This window comes from Staphylococcus sp. EG-SA-10 (genome assembly GCF_017151945.1).
GTDB classification, from domain to species: Bacteria; Bacillota; Bacilli; order Staphylococcales; family Staphylococcaceae; genus Staphylococcus; species Staphylococcus aureus.
On sequence record NZ_JACVZJ010000012.1, the window covers coordinates 36,481 to 53,191 of the forward strand.

Genomic DNA, 16,711 nt, shown 5'->3' on the forward strand with positions numbered 1-16,711 from the left:
AACACCTTATTCCCTTAAGATTTTTCCTTCTTTAGTTACAGAAGCTATTCTTTTTCCTTTGTTATTTATTAACTTCCAATAAGAACCACCATGTGATTGCCCTTTATTTTTGGAAATAGTCCATTTAGTTTTTGGATCTCTCCAGGTAGGATTTTTCCCTTAAACCTTTTGAGTAAATTTACCAATACTCATCCCCTTATCATTTAACAAACTTTTATTAATGTTTTTGGTTATATTATGAGTCTTTACTGCTTTTAGATTGTAAAAATAATCGTCATAAATAATGGCATTTTCCGACATTCAAATGATACAAAGTACATTGTCATATGCATAATGATACCTGTAATTAATGTAATAATAGAAAAGTGTATATATGTCATATCGCCACCTGCTATACAACTTATTAGATAAGTAATACCAAGACATATTAATTATCTAATTATAACCTTAGATAAGTAATTGCATAGTACAAAAATTCATAATAACTTATTTGCTTGCTCCTTTAACTTTTTAAGAGTAAAAAATAACCTAAAACATAGACTTTAACATCCAAGTTTCAGGTTAGTGTAATGTAAATTATTTACTTTGTTATATTATGATTAAACATCTAATTCTCTGCTTGTAAGTGCTTTAATCATCTCTGGATCAGCATGTGAGAAAAATTGGCTATTACTTTCTTCTAATGTCGCAATTTGTTGTTTATCTTCTTCTGTAAGTTCAAAATCAAATATATCTAAGTTTTGAGCCATACGTTCTGGATTCACTGATTTTGCGAGTACAACAATGTCACGTTCTACTAACCAGCGTAAAATAACTTGTGCAATTGATTTGTTGTATTTATCTGCAATGGCCTGCAACAATTGATTTTGGAATAATTGATTTTTACCTTCTGCAAATGGTGCCCAAGCTTCTACCACAACATTTTCTTGTTGAAGTGCTGCAACTTGTTCTTCTTGTTGATGGAATGGATTAATTTCTATTTGGTTCACTTGTGGTTGAATTTGATTGTGAATACCTAAATCTACAATTCGATCAACGCCGAAGTTAGATACACCGATTGCTTTAATTTTACCATTTTCTTTTAACTCTTCTAATGCACGCCATGAGCCATATACATCATTATAAGGTTGGTGAATAAGCACTAGATCAAGATAGTCCAAATTTAATCGTTGTAATGATCGTTCGATTGATTTGATAGTATCTTCATAGTTAACATTTTCAATCCATACTTTAGTCGTAATGAATAGTTCACTTCTATCAATACCTGAAGCTTCAATACCTTGACCTACTTCAGTTTCATTTAAATAACTTTGTGCTGTATCAATATGTCTATAACCCGCTTTAATTGCTTCTTTAACCGCTTCTGCTGTTTGTTCTTGAGGAATTTGAAATACTCCGAAACCTAATACTGGTATCTTTACATCTTTACTTATTTCAATATGATTCATAAAATGAACCTCTTTTTTCTTGTAAGCTCACTATAAACCATGGAGCAAACTCTATAGCAAACCATAGTATTACTTTCTCTCCCAAAGACGTTCAACATTGTCATCATGATTATCACTAGCATTGATTTTAGCAATATGATTATCATAATTATCAATTTTATATTGTAGTAAATCTCTCGCATCATGAATTGTCTTTAAGTTTTCATTTAATTCTTCGAGTTACTTATTTAAAATTTGCTTTTGCTGTGTTTGAATATTTTCATTTTTAGGAAGCTGCGCTAACCTACAAAATTCGATAAGCGATTCAATACTGACGCCTGCATTTCGCAAATTTTTCACTAAATAAATCCAATTTAAATCACTATCATTATATATTCTATATCCATTTTCATCTCGATTAACAGGTGGAATCACACCAACCTTTTCATAATATCTTAAAGTGTCTTGAGATATATTCATGAGCGCTACGACTTCTTTAGTTTTCATTGCGACTATCCTTTCAGCTATATTTGGGCATCTAAAGTAATGTTGCTTTATATATTGTCATCTTTGTTTGAATACTTCTTATTTTATTACTCAAATTTAAATTTGTCTCTTTTTTAACATTTTACATTTCATCGTTTTTAATTACTTTAAAAATTGTATAACTTAAATATTTAAAATGATATAATCACTAAGATTGATAATATTTAATTTTTTAAAAATTATTTTCGTTGCAATTTTTGGGTGATGCGGAAAATTTGGGTGATCGATTGTTTATATGCATCAACATTCTTTGAGGATTGTTTGACAGTAGACAGTCATTTGTATACGTTAACGAATTTTGAAAAATTGAATCATTATTTAATCATAATATTCATTGCGCACGCGCAACACAAAAAGGAGACATGTCAATGACATATAGAATGAAGAAATGGCAAAAATTATCTACCATTACGTTATTAATGGCTGGTGTGATTATTTTGAATGGTGGTGAATTTAGAAGTATTGATAAACATCAAATTGCTGTGGCTAATACGAATGTTCAAACGCCAGATTATGAAAAGTTGAGGAACACATGGCTAGATGTTAACTACGGTTATAATAAGTATGATGAGAAGAATGACGCAATGAAGAAGAAGTTTGATGCTACGGAGAAAGAGGCAGAGAAATTACTCAAGGAAATGAAAACTGAAAGTGATAGGAAATACTTGTGGGCAGGAGCGGAAAACCTTGAAACTAATTCTTCTCATATGACTCGTACCTATCGTAATATTGAGAAAATCGCAGAAGCGATGAAGCATCCTAAAACCACTTTAAAAAATGACGAAAATAAGAAGAAAGTGAAAGATGCCCTTGAGTGGCTGCATAAAAATGCCTATGGAAAAGAGCCAGATAAAAAAGTTGCTGCTCTGACTTCAAACTTTAAAAATAAAACAACTGGCAAGAATACCAATTTAAATTGGTGGGATTATGAAATTGGAACACCTAAATCATTAACAAATACCCTAATATTACTGAATGGTGATATTTCAAGTGATGAAAAGAAAAAATATACTGCCCCTATTAAAACTTTCGCCCCAGAAAGTGACAAAATATTATCATCAGTAGGACAACCTGAACAAGCTAAAGGCGGAAATTTAGTAGACATTGCTAAAGTAAAACTTTTAGAAAGTATTATCGAAGAAGATAAAGATATGACGAAAAATTCAATAGATTCATTTAATAAAGTCTTCACTTACGTTCAAAGTAATGCAACTGGTAAAGAACGTAATGGATTCTATAAAGACGGCTCTTACATTGATCATCAAGACGTCCCATACACTGGTGCTTATGGCGTTGTACTCTTAGAGGGTATTTCTCAAATGATGCCGACGATAAAAGCAACACCTTTTAAAGATAGTAATCAAAATGATACAACATTAAAGTCGTGGATTGATGACGGATTTATGCCACTCATTTATAAAAGTGAAATGATGGACTTATCACGTGGTAGAGCTATTAGCCGAGAAAATGAAACGAGTCACTCAGCATCTGCAACTGTAATGAAATCATTGTTGAGATTGAGTGATGCCATGGATAATTCAACAAAAGCTAAATATAAAAAAATTGTCAAAACTTCAGTTAAATCTGATTCAAGTTATAAACAAAACGATTATTTAAGCTCTTATTCAGACATAGATAAAATGAAGGCTTTAATGGAAGACAGCACTCTTTCTACTAACGATTTAACACAACAACTTAAAATATATAATGACATGGATCGTGTCACCTATCACAATAAAGACTTAGACTTTGCACTTGGTTTAAGTATGACGTCGAAAAACGTCGCACGTTACGAAAGTATCAATAATGAAAACTTAAAAGGTTGGCATACTGGTGCTGGAATGTCTTATTTATACAATAGCGATGTGAAACACTACCGTGATAACTTCTGGGCAACAGCTGATATGAAACGTTTAGCAGGTACTACAACTTTAGATAATGAAATATTAAAAGATACGGATGATAAAAAGTCGAGTAAAACTTTTGTAGGCGGAACAAAATTCGATGACCAACATGCTAGTATCGGAATGGATTTTGAAAATCAGGACAAAACTTTAACTGCCAAAAAATCATATTTCATATTAAACGATAAAATTGTCTTCTTAGGAACTGGCATTAAAAGTACTGATTCATCAAAGAATCCAGTTACAACGATTGAAAATCGCAAATCGAATGGGTATACGTTATATACAGACGATAAACAAACAACCGCTTCCGATAATCAGGAAACCAATTCTGTCTTTTTAGAGTCAACCAATAAACCTAAAAACAATATAGGCTATCATTTTTTAAACAAACCGAAAATAACTGTAACAAAAGAAAGTCATACTGGTAAGTGGAAAGAAATAAATAAAAGTCAAAAATCAGAAGACAAAAAAGATGAGTATTATGAAGTAACTCAAAAGCATTCTAATACAGATGATAAATATGGATATGTGTTGTATCCAGGAATAACAAAAGATAATTTTAAATCCAAAGCAAGCCAAGTAACTGTCGTTAAACAAGATGATGACTTCCACGTTGTGAAAGATAATGAATCGGTTTGGGCTGGTGTCAATTATAGTGATAGCGCTAAAACTTTTGAAATTAATGGTACTAAAGTCGAAGTTAAAGTCAAAGGAATGTTTATTCTTAAAAAGAAAGATGATAAAACTTATGAATGTAGCTTCTATAATCCCGAATCTACAAATACCGCTTCAGATATTGAATCTAAAATTTCAATGACTGGATACTCTATTACAAATAAAAATGCATCGACTACTAATGAATCCGGCGTATGCTTTGAATTAACTAAATAAGCAAGAAAATCTCGGCACTATACCATTTTTATAGTGTCGAGATTTTATAAGTATCGCCATCATTCACCTTGTAATCCGCAGACCACATCACCCTTGATAAGTTCTCGATTATTTATAAATCGATTTACCAAGGCATTCAGCAAGTTTCTCCTCATTTAATTATTGTAATCTAACTACTTATAATTATCCGCCATTTTTTTAATTGTTTGTTTCATTTTATTTCTAATTTCAGTTGGTTCTATAACTTCACACTTATCTCCAAAACTTAAAATTAATCCAAAGTAATATGAGTTGTCGATGAATGGGAAGTCAACTACATAATATCGATTATTTTCTTGCCTAAAGCTATCGTAATCACAGAAATCTAATAAACGTTCAACAATTGATTCGTGTACGCGAAGTTTAATTGTCATTTTTAATTTTTCAAAGATCCTATTTGTAGATAATAATGGGTCTATATACATTTTTTTAATAAATTTGCTTTCTAATTCTTGCAAATGTATAACTCGATTTAATTTAAGTAATCTAAAATCATCTCTTAAATAACAATAAACATAACAATACCAATGTCCTGCTTTTAAAATAAGTTGATATGGTTCGACTTCTCTTTCTGTTTTATTTCCTAAATGATTAATATATTTAATTTTTAATACCTGATTGTTTTGTATAGCGTTTTTAAATTTAATCAGTTGTTCATCTATATTTCTTAATTCATTCCAATGATTAGAATCTAATTGAAATTGTTCTACTTGTGTTTCTATTGAATTTAGCTTATCTTTCGGTATTAAACTTTTAATTTTTAGATTTGTGTTAAAAAAATCATTATTCTTTAGTTTTTCCGGAAAATTAGAGTTACTAATTAAAAGACTTGCCAATTCATTTTCAGTAAATGTATTTTTATCTATTTTAAAATTTTCCATAATTTCAAAGCCACCACCGACACCTGGAATAGAATAAACAGGTATTCCAGCTATATTTATCGCTTCTATATCTCGATAAATTGTACGTTGTGATACTTCCATTAATTCTGACAACTCATGAGCACTTACACGTTTTCTCTCATTTAATAACAATATAATACTAATTAGCCGACTAATTTTCATCTAAATTCCACCTGACTTTTAATTGTTGCCATACAGTTGGTCACTTTTATCTCTTATAATGATATCAAATTCAACTACAGGAGGATAATTATGAAGAATGTATATTTTTATATTATAGATGGTTTAGCAGACTGGGAAATAAGTAATATTTTAGCCGAGTTAAACTCTAAGCGATTCTTTAAAAAAGATGCTCAAACAATAAACATAGAAATGGTTAGTAACTCAAAAACACCTATTACTACAATGGGAGGTATTAATATTAAGCCCGAATGCTTAATTGAGGAAATTAGTATTTCTAAAGACACTTTTCTAATACTACCAGGCTCAGACACATGGAATGATTCAAAACATTTACCTGTAATAAAAATTGCTAAAGAAGTTTTATCAAATGGTGGCTATGTTGCGGCTATATGCGGAGCAACAATTCCGCTAGCTGATATTGGTATATTAAATGAACATTATCATACGAGTAATGACTTATTATATCTAGAAAGTTTTTCTTCAAATTACCATGGACAAAAATTATATATTGATCAACCATCTGTATCTCATAAAAATTTAATTACTGCAAGCTCAACTGGTGCACTAATGTGGACAAAAGATATACTACATCATCTAGATGTATTTAAACATTCTACTTTAGATGCATGGTTTAACTATTTTAGTACCGGCAATTCAAAGTATTACTTTGAATTACAACAAACATTAAATAAAGATGATAATTAATGATTTAAAATTATAGTAACATGATGGTTTATTATAATTCCTTTTTCAAAATACACGAGTCATATTCCTCGTTAAAAACTATTACTAAAATTCAAAAATATAAAAAAATCAAAAAGTATGTTTTAAACTTTATGAAACGTGTTATATAAATAGTGTAATATACCACAACTTTAAAAGGAGATTGAGATATGAAACTAAAATCATTTGTTACTGCCACTTTAGCATTGGGATTATTATCATCGGTCGGAGCTGCATTACCTAGTCACGAAGCATCTGCAGATAGTAATAACGGCTATAAAGAAATGACAATGGATGGTTATCACACTATTCCTTACACGATTTCAGTAGATGGTATTACTGCATTACATCGAACTTACTTTGTTTTTCCAGAAAATAAAAAGGTACTTTATCAAGAAATTGACAGTAAAGTAAAAAATGAATTAGCTTCTCAACGTGGTGTTACAACAGAAAAAATTAATAATGCGCAAACAGCAACTTATACACTTACTTTGAATGATGGTAATAAAAAAGTAGTGAATCTAAAGAAAAATGACAACGCTAAAAATTCAATTGATCCAAGTACAATCAAACAAATACAAATTGTAGTTAAATAATAATTTGAAAATGAAAATAGTTATACAAGGCAAACGCTGAAAAATTGCGTTTGTCTTTTTAGTATGAAACAAATGATTGAACTTGTAATTTATTATTGATTGCTTATACTGACAATAGATTAGATTGGCCTATGCTAAAGTAAATTCGATATGAATGTCTTCCGTAATTTATAATCTAACATAACAGCAAATTACAAATAGCTAGAACACAAATAAATCCCCTCACTACCGTTAATAGTGAAGGGATTTATGTTATTACTTAGACGTTTGCTCTATGACAAACATGATTAACCGTATTAATCAACCTTTTATCATTACTTAATTTCCAAATCGAACATTATGAAGTCAATGCTTCAATTTTTATAATCCATCATTACATTTCCGCATTCATTATTCAGCTTCTCTAATTTCGTCTGCAATATCTTTATAGTCAATATTTGCATTTATGAAATCTTCATCTTGAATTGGAAAATGCTGTTCAAATGTTTCTATATTTTGGATTTCTACCTTAACATCTTCTACTTCAAAATCTAAGACATGTCCACCAAAGTTACGATCATCATTTGCAAAGTGTACATGGAATCCTGCTGACCCGATACCATGGAATAGTTCTGGTGTAAAGAACCCAACGACTGAACCTTTGACGTATGTTTCAGTTTGTTCAGGTTGTCTTCTAGCTGAATCAATTAAACGTGTATAAGGTGGCTCTTGTGCCGGCATCATACGTACATGCATTTTTTTAAACACACCTGAAATTTTTACTGCAGAAAATAAATTTTCACTCAACATCTTTTCCTTAATTTCTGCAAAAACTGCTTCAGAAGATTTATCTTTCGTTTCATAGCTTGTATCTGCTACGAATTTAGTTACAGTTGCATATGGTGTTAACTCATCACCTTTTAATTCCACAAATTCTTTATGTTCATTTGCATGATAAGCTTTTCCATCTAAAAAGATGACCTCACCATTTGAACCTGTTAGTGTAGCGATACCTAAATCACCATGTTGCAATAATTCATTTATTGATGCAGTTCCTTTTAATAAACCTGCCATTAATGTGCCTAATGTACCATGTTGATATAAAACACTAGCCATATAATTTCCCACTCCTCATTAACATTTATCTTTGTTTTAGTTAAATACGTCAGGTAACATATTTGTTGAAAGTTTGATATTATCTTTATAATTTACAGGTATATCAATTAATACTGGACCATCTGTTTCATAGCCCTCTTTAATTGCCGCTTCTAATTCTTCTTGATTAGTAACTCTTAAACCTTTTGCGCCAAATGATTCAGCATATTTTACGAAATCTACAGGACCGAAGTCGACACCTGATGAACGTTTATATTTCATTTCTTCTTGGAATTCAACCATGTTATATTTTCCATCGTTCCAAATAAGTTGAATAATGTTTAGATTTTTACGTACGGCTGTTTCTAAATCTTGTGATGAAAATAAAAAGCCTCCATCGCCAGCAACGGATACAACTTGCGTATTAGGGCGTACAAGCGCAGCTGAAATTGCCCACGGTAATGCTACACCAAGCGTTTGCATACCGTTACTAAATAATAAATGTCTTGGATTGTAACTTCTGAAATTACGTGCCATCCAAATATAGTGACTACCAACATCAACTGTCACTGTTGTTTCATCAGTTAATACCTTTTGCATAGATTCTATAATTTCAACTGGGTGCAAGATACCTTCTTCATGCTTCGCTTTAATACCAGTTTCTTGATCAATATGCGCTCTTAACTGTTCTAATTCATCTAAATGTTGTTGATTTATAAATGGTTCATCTACTTTGTCAGAAATCATTTCAATCGTTTTAGCAATATTACCAATCAATTCTTTTTTCGGTTGCATATAATTAGTAATTTCAGCTTGAACTTCGTCAATATTGATTATTTGCGTATCTAATTCTTTATTCCAGTTACTAGCCTCATATTCTATAGGATCATAACCGATTGTAACAACTAAATCACTTTTACGTAATAATTCATCACCAACTTGATTACGGAATAAACCCACTCGCCCAAAGAAATGATTTTCTAATTCACGACTAATCACACCCGCACCTTGGAATGTTTCTACAACTGGTAAATTCGTACGCTCTACTAGCTTGCGAATGGCATTCGTCTCGTCAGCACTAGAACTTCTCATACCAGCTAATAAAACAGGAAATGATGCATTTTTAATCGCTTCAATGACATCATTAATATCTTGTTCACTCGGTACTCCTAAATTTGGTTTTTGGCAAAGTGATATAGCTTTAGATTCAACTGGTGAAGAAATCACGTCTTGCGGAATACTAATAAAACTTGCGCCATTTTTTCCTGAAGTAGCAATACGAATTGCATTTGTCATAACTTCTGATAATGATTCAGGATCTTGTACTTCTTCACTGTATTTTGATGAGTATTTTAATAAAGCAGCATTATCAATACTTTGATGCGTTAATCGTAATAAATCATTACGTTTCACTTGGCCACCTAACGCTAAGACAGGATCCCCTTCAGATGTAGCTGTTAAAAGTCCAGTCGTTAAATTACTTACACCAGGGCCACTTGTAACAAGTACTACACCCGGTTTGCCTGTTAATCTTCCAATACCTTGCGCCATCATTGCGGCGTTTTGTTCATGACGAGTGACAATAAGTTCAGGACCATCATCAATTAAAGCATTAAATAGATAGTCAATCTTTGCACCCGGAATACCAAAAACATATTCTACCCCATTATTTTTCAAAGTATCAATAACCATATCGGCTGCAGTGTACTTTTTATCAGTCATTTATATTCATTTCCCTTCAAATGTGATGTGTAGATGTGTATTACATGTAATTACATTGTGATTTGTAATCTAATGATAGTTATGTAAAATTAATGATATTTATCAAAACTTTACATATATAATTAGATTTGTAATACATAAAAATTGCCTTCAGTACATTATATATCCTTTGTAAGATGAATAAAAATCGTTATTTGTAATACTAAGTATTCCAAAAATGCATGAGTAGATTTTGTGCGGTGTGATTATGAAGAATGTCGGATTGATTAATGAGGATGATTGTTACTATGTCTTTGAGTTTGGTATTTAGTCGATGGCGGGCTGAAATTGTCGTTTTATGGCGGTTTGAAAATGCTGTTTTTGGCGATTTAAAATTGTCATTTCGATAAAAAGCCACAGCAAGACTTAGATCTAACTGTGACTTATACATTTCATACTTATATTTATCGATAGTTTTTATAGTTATAAATGATAGATGCAGTTCCTAAACAAATTAAGAAGATAATCATTAAGTATATAGAAAAGTTATCTGTTTTAATATAAAACCTAAAAAGTAGAAACACCAGCATCGCAACAATAAAATAAACAGGAATAAAAGCTTTCTTCCAAAATATAGAATCTTTCAATTAAGTCACTCCTTATTTTGATAACACTCTTAAATCATGGTTCTTGAGTTATCGTCTGGTTATCATCCGATAGCCCTTTCCCTTGAACCACTATGATTAGAACATTATTATCCGTCCTCCGCAAGCTAAATGACAATTTAATAATGTACACTTTTGATTGTGTAAGCATGTACAAATTATACGTGTAAATCAATAATTCATAGTTGAATTTATTCTATTCCTGAGACATTAAATAAAGAAAAATTCATTATACTCTACACAATCCATATTCCCCACACAAACGTAAAAAAACACCTCGACATAACATCGAGGTATTTTGTATATTTCGTCCGACAATTAACGTTTTGAGAATTGAGGTGAACGACGAGCTGCTTTAAGATTTGGTTTTTTACGTTCAAAAAACTTTAGGGTTTCGTACAATTGTATAGACTGTCGTAAGCCTTGATACTAAAGGATTTCTAATTTTTCCGATTGCATAGTATTGCACCAAATATCACTCAGGGGTAACTAAATAAACTGCTGTCCGGTGGTATATACTCTCGTATCGTCCGATTATCGTCCGGTTATCGTCCGGTCGTAAATATATTGATTTATCAATGTTTTTATGTATATCAATAGGTTATCGTCCGGTTATCACTTGATGAATTTATTAGTCTCTAATTAAATAATATCTAGTTCCCGGACCTCTACCTTCAGATCCGATAATCTCTAACTTCTTCAGTTCAGCAATTAACTCAGATGTATAACTTTTTTGAAGTCCCATTGTTTCTTGAATTTCTAGCCTACTTGCTAACTTACCATCTGATAAAAATTCTACAATCTCTGACAACTTCTGATTAGTAGGTATTTTATTTAACTTGTAATTCTTATTAAATAATACTACTCGAAAATCCTCCTCTTTACTCGAAAGCTGTCCTTCAACCTCAGTTTGCAAACATTCAATACTATATCTATCGAATATCATTACAACCTCTATCTGCTTGTCGTACGAATCCCAAAGAAAAACAAGGTCATTTCATATGGTTTCCTAAAGTTTCATATCATTGAAGTTTAAGCAGAATTGAAACAAATTAGTTCCTCTAGGGGTAACTAAATGGTATCTAAATGACTCTATAAAAATACAAAAAACACTCTTTGGAATAATCCAAAGAGTGCTGTAAACGTTTCTTCAGTTGAACACAAATTGCTGACGCAATTTGCGAACTCCATCTGTAAGCGAACAAGTTCGCAACAGCTCCAGCTTAACGTTTTGAGAATTGAGGTGAACGACGAGCTGCTTTAAGACCTGGTTTTTTACGTTCTTTCATACGTGGGTCACGAGTAAGTAATCCAGCGCGTTTTAAAGAACCTCTGTATTCAGGATCTGCTTCTAATAATGCACGAGCGATTCCGTGACGGATAGCTTGAGCTTGTCCAGTGAAACCACCACCATGTACGTTAACTAAAACATCATAGTTACCTTTAGTTTCAGTTACATCAAATGGTTGGTTTAAGTCTAAAATTAATGATTCGAATGGTAAGTATTCGCGTACGTCACGGTTATTAACTGTGATGTTACCTTCACCTGGTACTAAACGTACACGTGCTACTGAGTTTTTACGACGGCCTGTGCCTCTATATTCAACTTGTGCCAAAGTCATTTCCTCCTTCTAATTAACCACGTAATTCGTAGTTTTCTGGTTGTTGTGCAGCGTGTGGATGTTCAGCGCCACCATATACAAATAATTTTTTACCTTGTTTTTCGCCTAAACGAGTGCTTGGTAACATACCTTTAATTGAGTTTTCAATTAAACGTTCTGGGTTAGTTCTTCTTAATTCACCAGCAGTGATTGATTTGATACCACCTGGGTGATTTGAGTGACGGTAGTAAACTTTGTCAGTTTCTTTGTTACCAGTAAATTCGATTTTTGATGCATTAATAACGATTACATAATCACCAGTATCAACGTGTGGTGTGTAAGTTACTTTATTTTTACCGCGTAAGATAGATGCTACTTCTGATGATAAACGACCTAATGTTTGGCCTTCAGCATCGATAACATACCATTTGCGCTCAATGTTTGATTCATTTGCCATAAATGTTTGACGCATAATAATTGTCCTCCTAAAAAATAAATGCTTCTATTCAAGCTATAAACAGTTTCATAACCTAATAGATGATTTCATTTGTTTCATTTTTAAAACGTTTAATTTCATTTATTTTGTTAACTGTTGTTCGTTTCTGCTTATATATCTTGTAACACAATAAGTTTCCGGGGCTTATCGTGGGGTGGATATAAAACAATACCGTTAATAATCTTATAATTTCACAAGCTTTTTGTCAATGGCAATCAGTCATTTTGTAATGATTTTTTACGATGTATTTTGATATCGTTACCAAAGTCTTTTAATAACTCATTTTCATCTAAATAAATTTTCTCTAAATATAATCCTTCAGCCGGTGCAGTAAAAGGTACATTCTTACGATTCTTTGATTCAAGAAGTTTTGGTACATCAGATACTTCATGTCGCCCTTTTCCAACTTCTATTAAAAATGCAACTAAGACACGCACCATGTTATATAAAAATCCAGATCCAGTGACAATATAATCAAAGCCATCATCTGTCTTTACAATTTCACTTTGGTATAATGTTCTAACCTTGCTTTCTACTTCAGTTTTTTGCGAACAAAATCCCGTAAAATCATGTGTACCTATGAATTGTTGTGCCGCTCTGTTCATTTTGTCTAAATCCAACGGTTCAGGAATAAATGTTTTCAAACCACTTTGAAATGGATCGCGGTGTTGTGCTTGATATACTTTATATCGATAGCGTTTACCGACACAATCGTAACGACAATGAAAATCGTCATCGACTGTAACTACATTGTTGACATAAATATCATCAGGTAACGTTCGGTTCATTGCATATTGCCATTGTGACATAGGTATATTCAAATCTGTGTCGAAATGAAAGTACTGCTGTATCGCATGTACACCTCTATCAGTCCTACTTGAAGGATGGATTCTCACATGTCTTTTATGCATGCGTTGTAATAGCTTTTCAAATTGTTGCTGTACCGTTCGACCATTTTGTTGAATTTGAAAACCTAGAAAATTATTTCCTTGATACGCAATTTCTACTAATATACGCATGAATTTACACTCCTGAATATTTTAATACGAATAAAATAATTGCAATTGGGATAATCATGATTAAAGATAACGTATCTCTCAATTGCCATTTAAGCTGTCTGTAGCTCGTTCTCTTAACATTGGCATCATAACCCCTAACTTCCATTGCGACTGCTAATTCTTCGGCGCGTTGGAAAGCTGAGATGAATAGTGGCACTAGTAATGGAATAAATGATTTAATACGTGTTGCAATGTTTCCTGAACTTATTTCAGAACCACGTGACTTTTGCGCCAAAATGATTTTATCTAACTCATCCATTAACGTCGGGATGAATCTTAACGCAATGGACATTATCATACTTAATTGATGAACTGGTAATTTAAACATCTTTAGTGGTGCAAGTAATCTTTCAAACGCATCTGTTAAATCAATTGGACTTGTAGATAGTGTCATAATTGTTGCTATCATCACAATCCCAATTAAACGCAGTGATATATATAGCCCTTCTAAAATACCATTAGTTTCAATCGTGATACCATGCCACTCAACTAATACATATCCACCTTTAGTTAAAAATATATGCATCATTAATGTGAAGATTAAAAAGAAAAATATTGGCGTTAAACCTTTGATTAGGAACCATAATTGAATTTTTGCTAATCTCATAAAGAATAAGATAAGTGCAAACACCCAAAGATATGTTAATGGTGAATGACAGAAAAATATTAATATAATAAAAAGAAAAACAAACATTAACTTTGCTCTTGGATCAAGATGATGAACAAAAGAATTAATTGGTAAATATCGCCCTATAATCAATTTATTTTTCATGTTGCCACTCCTTATACAAGCTTACAAATGCTTCTTCAGTTAAGGCAATATCTTTTAATTTTGTTTGATATTTTTGTTCAAAGTCATATTGTAACTGAACAATTTCTGGCAAACCAATATGCCAATCCGCCAATTTTTCTTTATCTTTGAAGAGCTCTTTTGGTGATGTTTGCGACACGATACTACCTTCTTTCATAACGATGACTTCATCTGCATAACGCGCGACTTCATTCATATCATGTGAAATTAGGATAATTGTCTTATTTTCATCTGTTTGTAGTGACTTGAGTAATCGCATTACTTGTCGTTTACTTTGTGGATCAAGTCCTGCTGTAGGTTCATCAACCACGATAATATCAGGATTCATTGCCAATATCGATACAATCGCTATTTTACGCATTTGTCCACCTGACATTTGAAATGGTGATTGTGACATTACATCTCTTGAAAAGCCTAAATCCATCAACAGACGATGGGCATAGTTTTTAGCTTCATCTAAATTCATTTTAAAGTTTTTAGGTCCAAATATCATTTCACGCTCTACTGTGTCCTCAAATAATTGAGATTCAGGGAATTGAAATACCATTCCAATTCTTTTTCTTACAGGTCTAATATATTTATCTTTGGTCTTATGTGTAATAGTAATGTCATCAACTGTAACTGTCCCAGTAGTCGGCTTTAACAGTGCATTAATATTTTGTATCAATGTTGATTTACCACTACCCGTTTGTCCAACGATGGCGTAATATTTACCTTGTTCAAATTTTGTATTAACATCATGAATAGCTTGATGCTGGTATGGTGTCCCTTTTTGATAGGTATAACTTACATTGTCAAAGCGTATAGTCATAGTTGGTCCACCAGCCCTTCATAAGTTAAGAATGATGTTTGGTGTCCCAGCATTTGATTTATTTTGATTGGGAATGGCAAATCTAGACCTATTGTTGTTAACTCTTCTGCATGGTCGAAAATTTCAGTCGCTGTGCCTTCTTTATAGACAGTCCCTTTATTCATAACGATAACATGATCTGCTTCCATCGCCTCAGATAAATCATGCGTAATAGAAATGATTGTAATATTATGTTCTGATTTAACTTTTCTCACTAAATCCAATAAATTTTGACGTGCATCAGGATCTAACATAGAAGTCGCCTCATCTAATATAATGACAGAGGGGTTAAGTGCTAATACACTTGCTATAGCCACACGCTGCTTCTGTCCCCCAGATAATGCATTAGGTTCATAATCTGCACGTTCTAACATATCAACTTGTTTAAGTGCTTCGCTGACTCTTCTATGCATTTCGTCATGTGGAACCGCATGATTTTCGAGTCCAAATGCCACATCGTATTTTACAATTGAACCAACAAATTGATTATCCGGATTCTGAAATACAATTCCTATGTCTTTTCTTAACTTTTCAAAATTATCATCAGTTATAGCTTGATTATTATAAAAAATTTTTCCAGATTTAACGTTCTCTATGCCAATCATTAACTTGGCAATTGTAGATTTCCCAGAACCGTTATGACCAACAATAGATGTCCACTGACCTTTAGGTATATTAAAAGAAACATCTTTCAATGTGAAGGATGCATCACTTTGATATTGAAATGAAACATTTTTAAATACAATAACTGAATTCTTATCCTCCACTTGTCTCTCTCCTTTACGATTCGTGTATCTATCATATTTTACAATATTTATAAATCGCTGTATATGACATTGACTGGGTTCTCTATATATTACTAGTATTTTCTGACTCATTTCTAGTCTTTAAAGTGTTGTTTAACAACTAATGATAAGGACATTTATTCCTCTCTAACAATTATGTATAAACGTTAATAAAATTAATGATTTACTAGTATAGGGGTGGCCGCGTTTGATTCAACGATAATACTTTCACTTCATTCAGTTCTAGTGAAATTGATTAAACTAGCTTGATCATATTTTTAGATTCGCACTCAAAAAAGTAGATATAAAGAAATCGGACTTAAAAACATTTGAAATGCTCCCTTCAAAGTAGACATTGAAAAAATGAAAACTTTGAAGGGAGCTTTATTTATGTCAATAAAACCTAAAGTAGACATAGATGTACTGCTATATATGTTTCAAGAATATGAAAAAGGC

The 16,711-nt window shown here is 32.0% G+C and carries 18 protein-coding genes and 2 pseudogenes; 4 read left to right on the forward strand and 16 right to left on the reverse strand.

Annotated elements, in window-relative coordinates:
- Positions 1-6: 6 nt before the first annotated feature.
- The 4 genes and pseudogenes from IDG45_RS13910 to IDG45_RS09525 all read right to left on the reverse strand — a co-directional run.
- A pseudogene (locus tag IDG45_RS13910) lies at positions 7-255 on the reverse strand (SAR2788 family putative toxin); the annotation flags it as partial.
- Entirely contained in the window at positions 255-380 is a 126-nt protein-coding gene (locus IDG45_RS09515) for a hypothetical protein (protein ID WP_000221035.1), read from the reverse strand. The gene IDG45_RS09515 and the pseudogene IDG45_RS13910, both read right to left, overlap by 1 nt.
- Before the next feature lie 219 nt (positions 381-599).
- Positions 600-1,448, reverse strand: a complete 849-nt coding sequence (locus tag IDG45_RS09520) for an aldo/keto reductase (protein ID WP_001015500.1) — start codon at positions 1,446-1,448, stop codon at positions 600-602.
- Between the two features lie 69 nt (positions 1,449-1,517).
- Positions 1,518-1,934, reverse strand: a pseudogene (locus IDG45_RS09525) (MerR family transcriptional regulator).
- A gap of 243 nt (positions 1,935-2,177) precedes the next feature.
- Between IDG45_RS09525 and IDG45_RS09530 the strand changes: the two are divergent.
- Together IDG45_RS09530 and IDG45_RS09535 are read left to right on the forward strand one after the other, a co-directional pair.
- Positions 2,178-2,345 (forward strand): hypothetical protein, encoded by a 168-nt coding sequence (locus IDG45_RS09530; protein ID WP_031927605.1) that lies wholly within the window; start codon positions 2,178-2,180, stop codon positions 2,343-2,345.
- Positions 2,342-4,771: a polysaccharide lyase 8 family protein gene (locus tag IDG45_RS09535; protein ID WP_111063887.1), complete on the forward strand. Its 2,430-nt coding sequence runs from the start codon at positions 2,342-2,344 to the stop codon at positions 4,769-4,771. Before IDG45_RS09530 ends, IDG45_RS09535 begins: the two co-directional genes overlap by 4 nt.
- 173 nt (positions 4,772-4,944) lie before the next feature.
- Here the strand turns inward: IDG45_RS09535 and IDG45_RS09540 are convergent, their stop codons facing one another.
- A complete protein-coding gene (locus IDG45_RS09540; protein ID WP_000703976.1) occupies positions 4,945-5,874 on the reverse strand; it encodes a helix-turn-helix transcriptional regulator in 930 nt (309 codons plus the stop codon).
- Between the two features lie 90 nt (positions 5,875-5,964).
- Between IDG45_RS09540 and IDG45_RS09545 the strand changes: the two genes are divergently transcribed.
- Both IDG45_RS09545 and IDG45_RS09550 read left to right on the forward strand, forming a co-directional pair.
- Entirely contained in the window at positions 5,965-6,600 is a 636-nt protein-coding gene (locus IDG45_RS09545; protein ID WP_000800345.1) for a DJ-1/PfpI family protein, read from the forward strand.
- Positions 6,601-6,788: 188 nt separating this feature from the next.
- Complete coding sequence (locus IDG45_RS09550; protein WP_000769701.1) at positions 6,789-7,214, forward strand: MAP domain-containing protein; 426 nt, start codon at positions 6,789-6,791, stop codon at positions 7,212-7,214.
- 390 nt (positions 7,215-7,604) lie between these two features.
- On the opposite strand, the gene budA is transcribed toward IDG45_RS09550, so the two are convergent.
- The 11 genes from budA to IDG45_RS09600 all read right to left on the reverse strand — a co-directional run bounded on the left by budA (position 7,605) and on the right by IDG45_RS09600 (position 16,237).
- Complete coding sequence (budA, locus tag IDG45_RS09555) at positions 7,605-8,309, reverse strand: acetolactate decarboxylase (RefSeq protein WP_000179070.1); 705 nt, start codon at positions 8,307-8,309, stop codon at positions 7,605-7,607.
- 36 nt (positions 8,310-8,345) lie between these two features.
- A complete protein-coding gene (gene alsS, locus IDG45_RS09560) occupies positions 8,346-10,010 on the reverse strand; it encodes an acetolactate synthase AlsS (protein WP_000130139.1) in 1,665 nt (554 codons plus the stop codon).
- Positions 10,011-10,453: 443 nt separating this feature from the next.
- Positions 10,454-10,636, reverse strand: a complete 183-nt coding sequence (locus IDG45_RS09565) for a hypothetical protein (protein ID WP_031927603.1) — start codon at positions 10,634-10,636, stop codon at positions 10,454-10,456.
- Positions 10,637-10,972: 336 nt separating this feature from the next.
- Positions 10,973-11,062 carry a hypothetical protein gene (locus IDG45_RS13915; RefSeq protein WP_370736909.1) on the reverse strand — a complete coding sequence of 30 codons (90 nt, stop codon included), beginning with the start codon at positions 11,060-11,062 and terminating at the stop codon, positions 10,973-10,975.
- 223 nt (positions 11,063-11,285) lie between these two features.
- On the reverse strand, positions 11,286-11,600 hold the full coding sequence (locus tag IDG45_RS13920; RefSeq protein WP_000575580.1) for a hypothetical protein: 315 nt from the start codon (positions 11,598-11,600) through the stop codon (positions 11,286-11,288).
- Positions 11,601-11,877: 277 nt separating this feature from the next.
- Positions 11,878-12,270 (reverse strand): 30S ribosomal protein S9, encoded by a 393-nt coding sequence (rpsI, locus tag IDG45_RS09575; protein ID WP_001790547.1) that lies wholly within the window; start codon positions 12,268-12,270, stop codon positions 11,878-11,880.
- Positions 12,271-12,289: 19 nt separating this feature from the next.
- Positions 12,290-12,727 carry a 50S ribosomal protein L13 gene (gene rplM, locus IDG45_RS09580; RefSeq protein WP_001250038.1) on the reverse strand — a complete coding sequence of 146 codons (438 nt, stop codon included), beginning with the start codon at positions 12,725-12,727 and terminating at the stop codon, positions 12,290-12,292.
- Positions 12,728-12,966: 239 nt separating this feature from the next.
- Positions 12,967-13,770 carry a tRNA pseudouridine(38-40) synthase TruA gene (gene truA, locus IDG45_RS09585; protein ID WP_001221839.1) on the reverse strand — a complete coding sequence of 268 codons (804 nt, stop codon included), beginning with the start codon at positions 13,768-13,770 and terminating at the stop codon, positions 12,967-12,969.
- Between the two features lie 4 nt (positions 13,771-13,774).
- Entirely contained in the window at positions 13,775-14,581 is an 807-nt protein-coding gene (locus IDG45_RS09590) for an energy-coupling factor transporter transmembrane component T family protein (RefSeq protein ID WP_000791617.1), read from the reverse strand.
- The gene (locus IDG45_RS09595) at positions 14,571-15,431 is read right to left on the reverse strand and encodes an energy-coupling factor transporter ATPase (protein ID WP_000155394.1); all 861 of its coding nucleotides are present in this window, start codon (positions 15,429-15,431) and stop codon (positions 14,571-14,573) included. Before IDG45_RS09595 ends, IDG45_RS09590 begins: the two co-directional genes overlap by 11 nt.
- Positions 15,428-16,237 carry an energy-coupling factor transporter ATPase gene (locus IDG45_RS09600; RefSeq protein WP_000389672.1) on the reverse strand — a complete coding sequence of 270 codons (810 nt, stop codon included), beginning with the start codon at positions 16,235-16,237 and terminating at the stop codon, positions 15,428-15,430. Before IDG45_RS09600 ends, IDG45_RS09595 begins: the two co-directional genes overlap by 4 nt.
- Between the last annotated feature and the right edge of the window lie 474 nt (positions 16,238-16,711).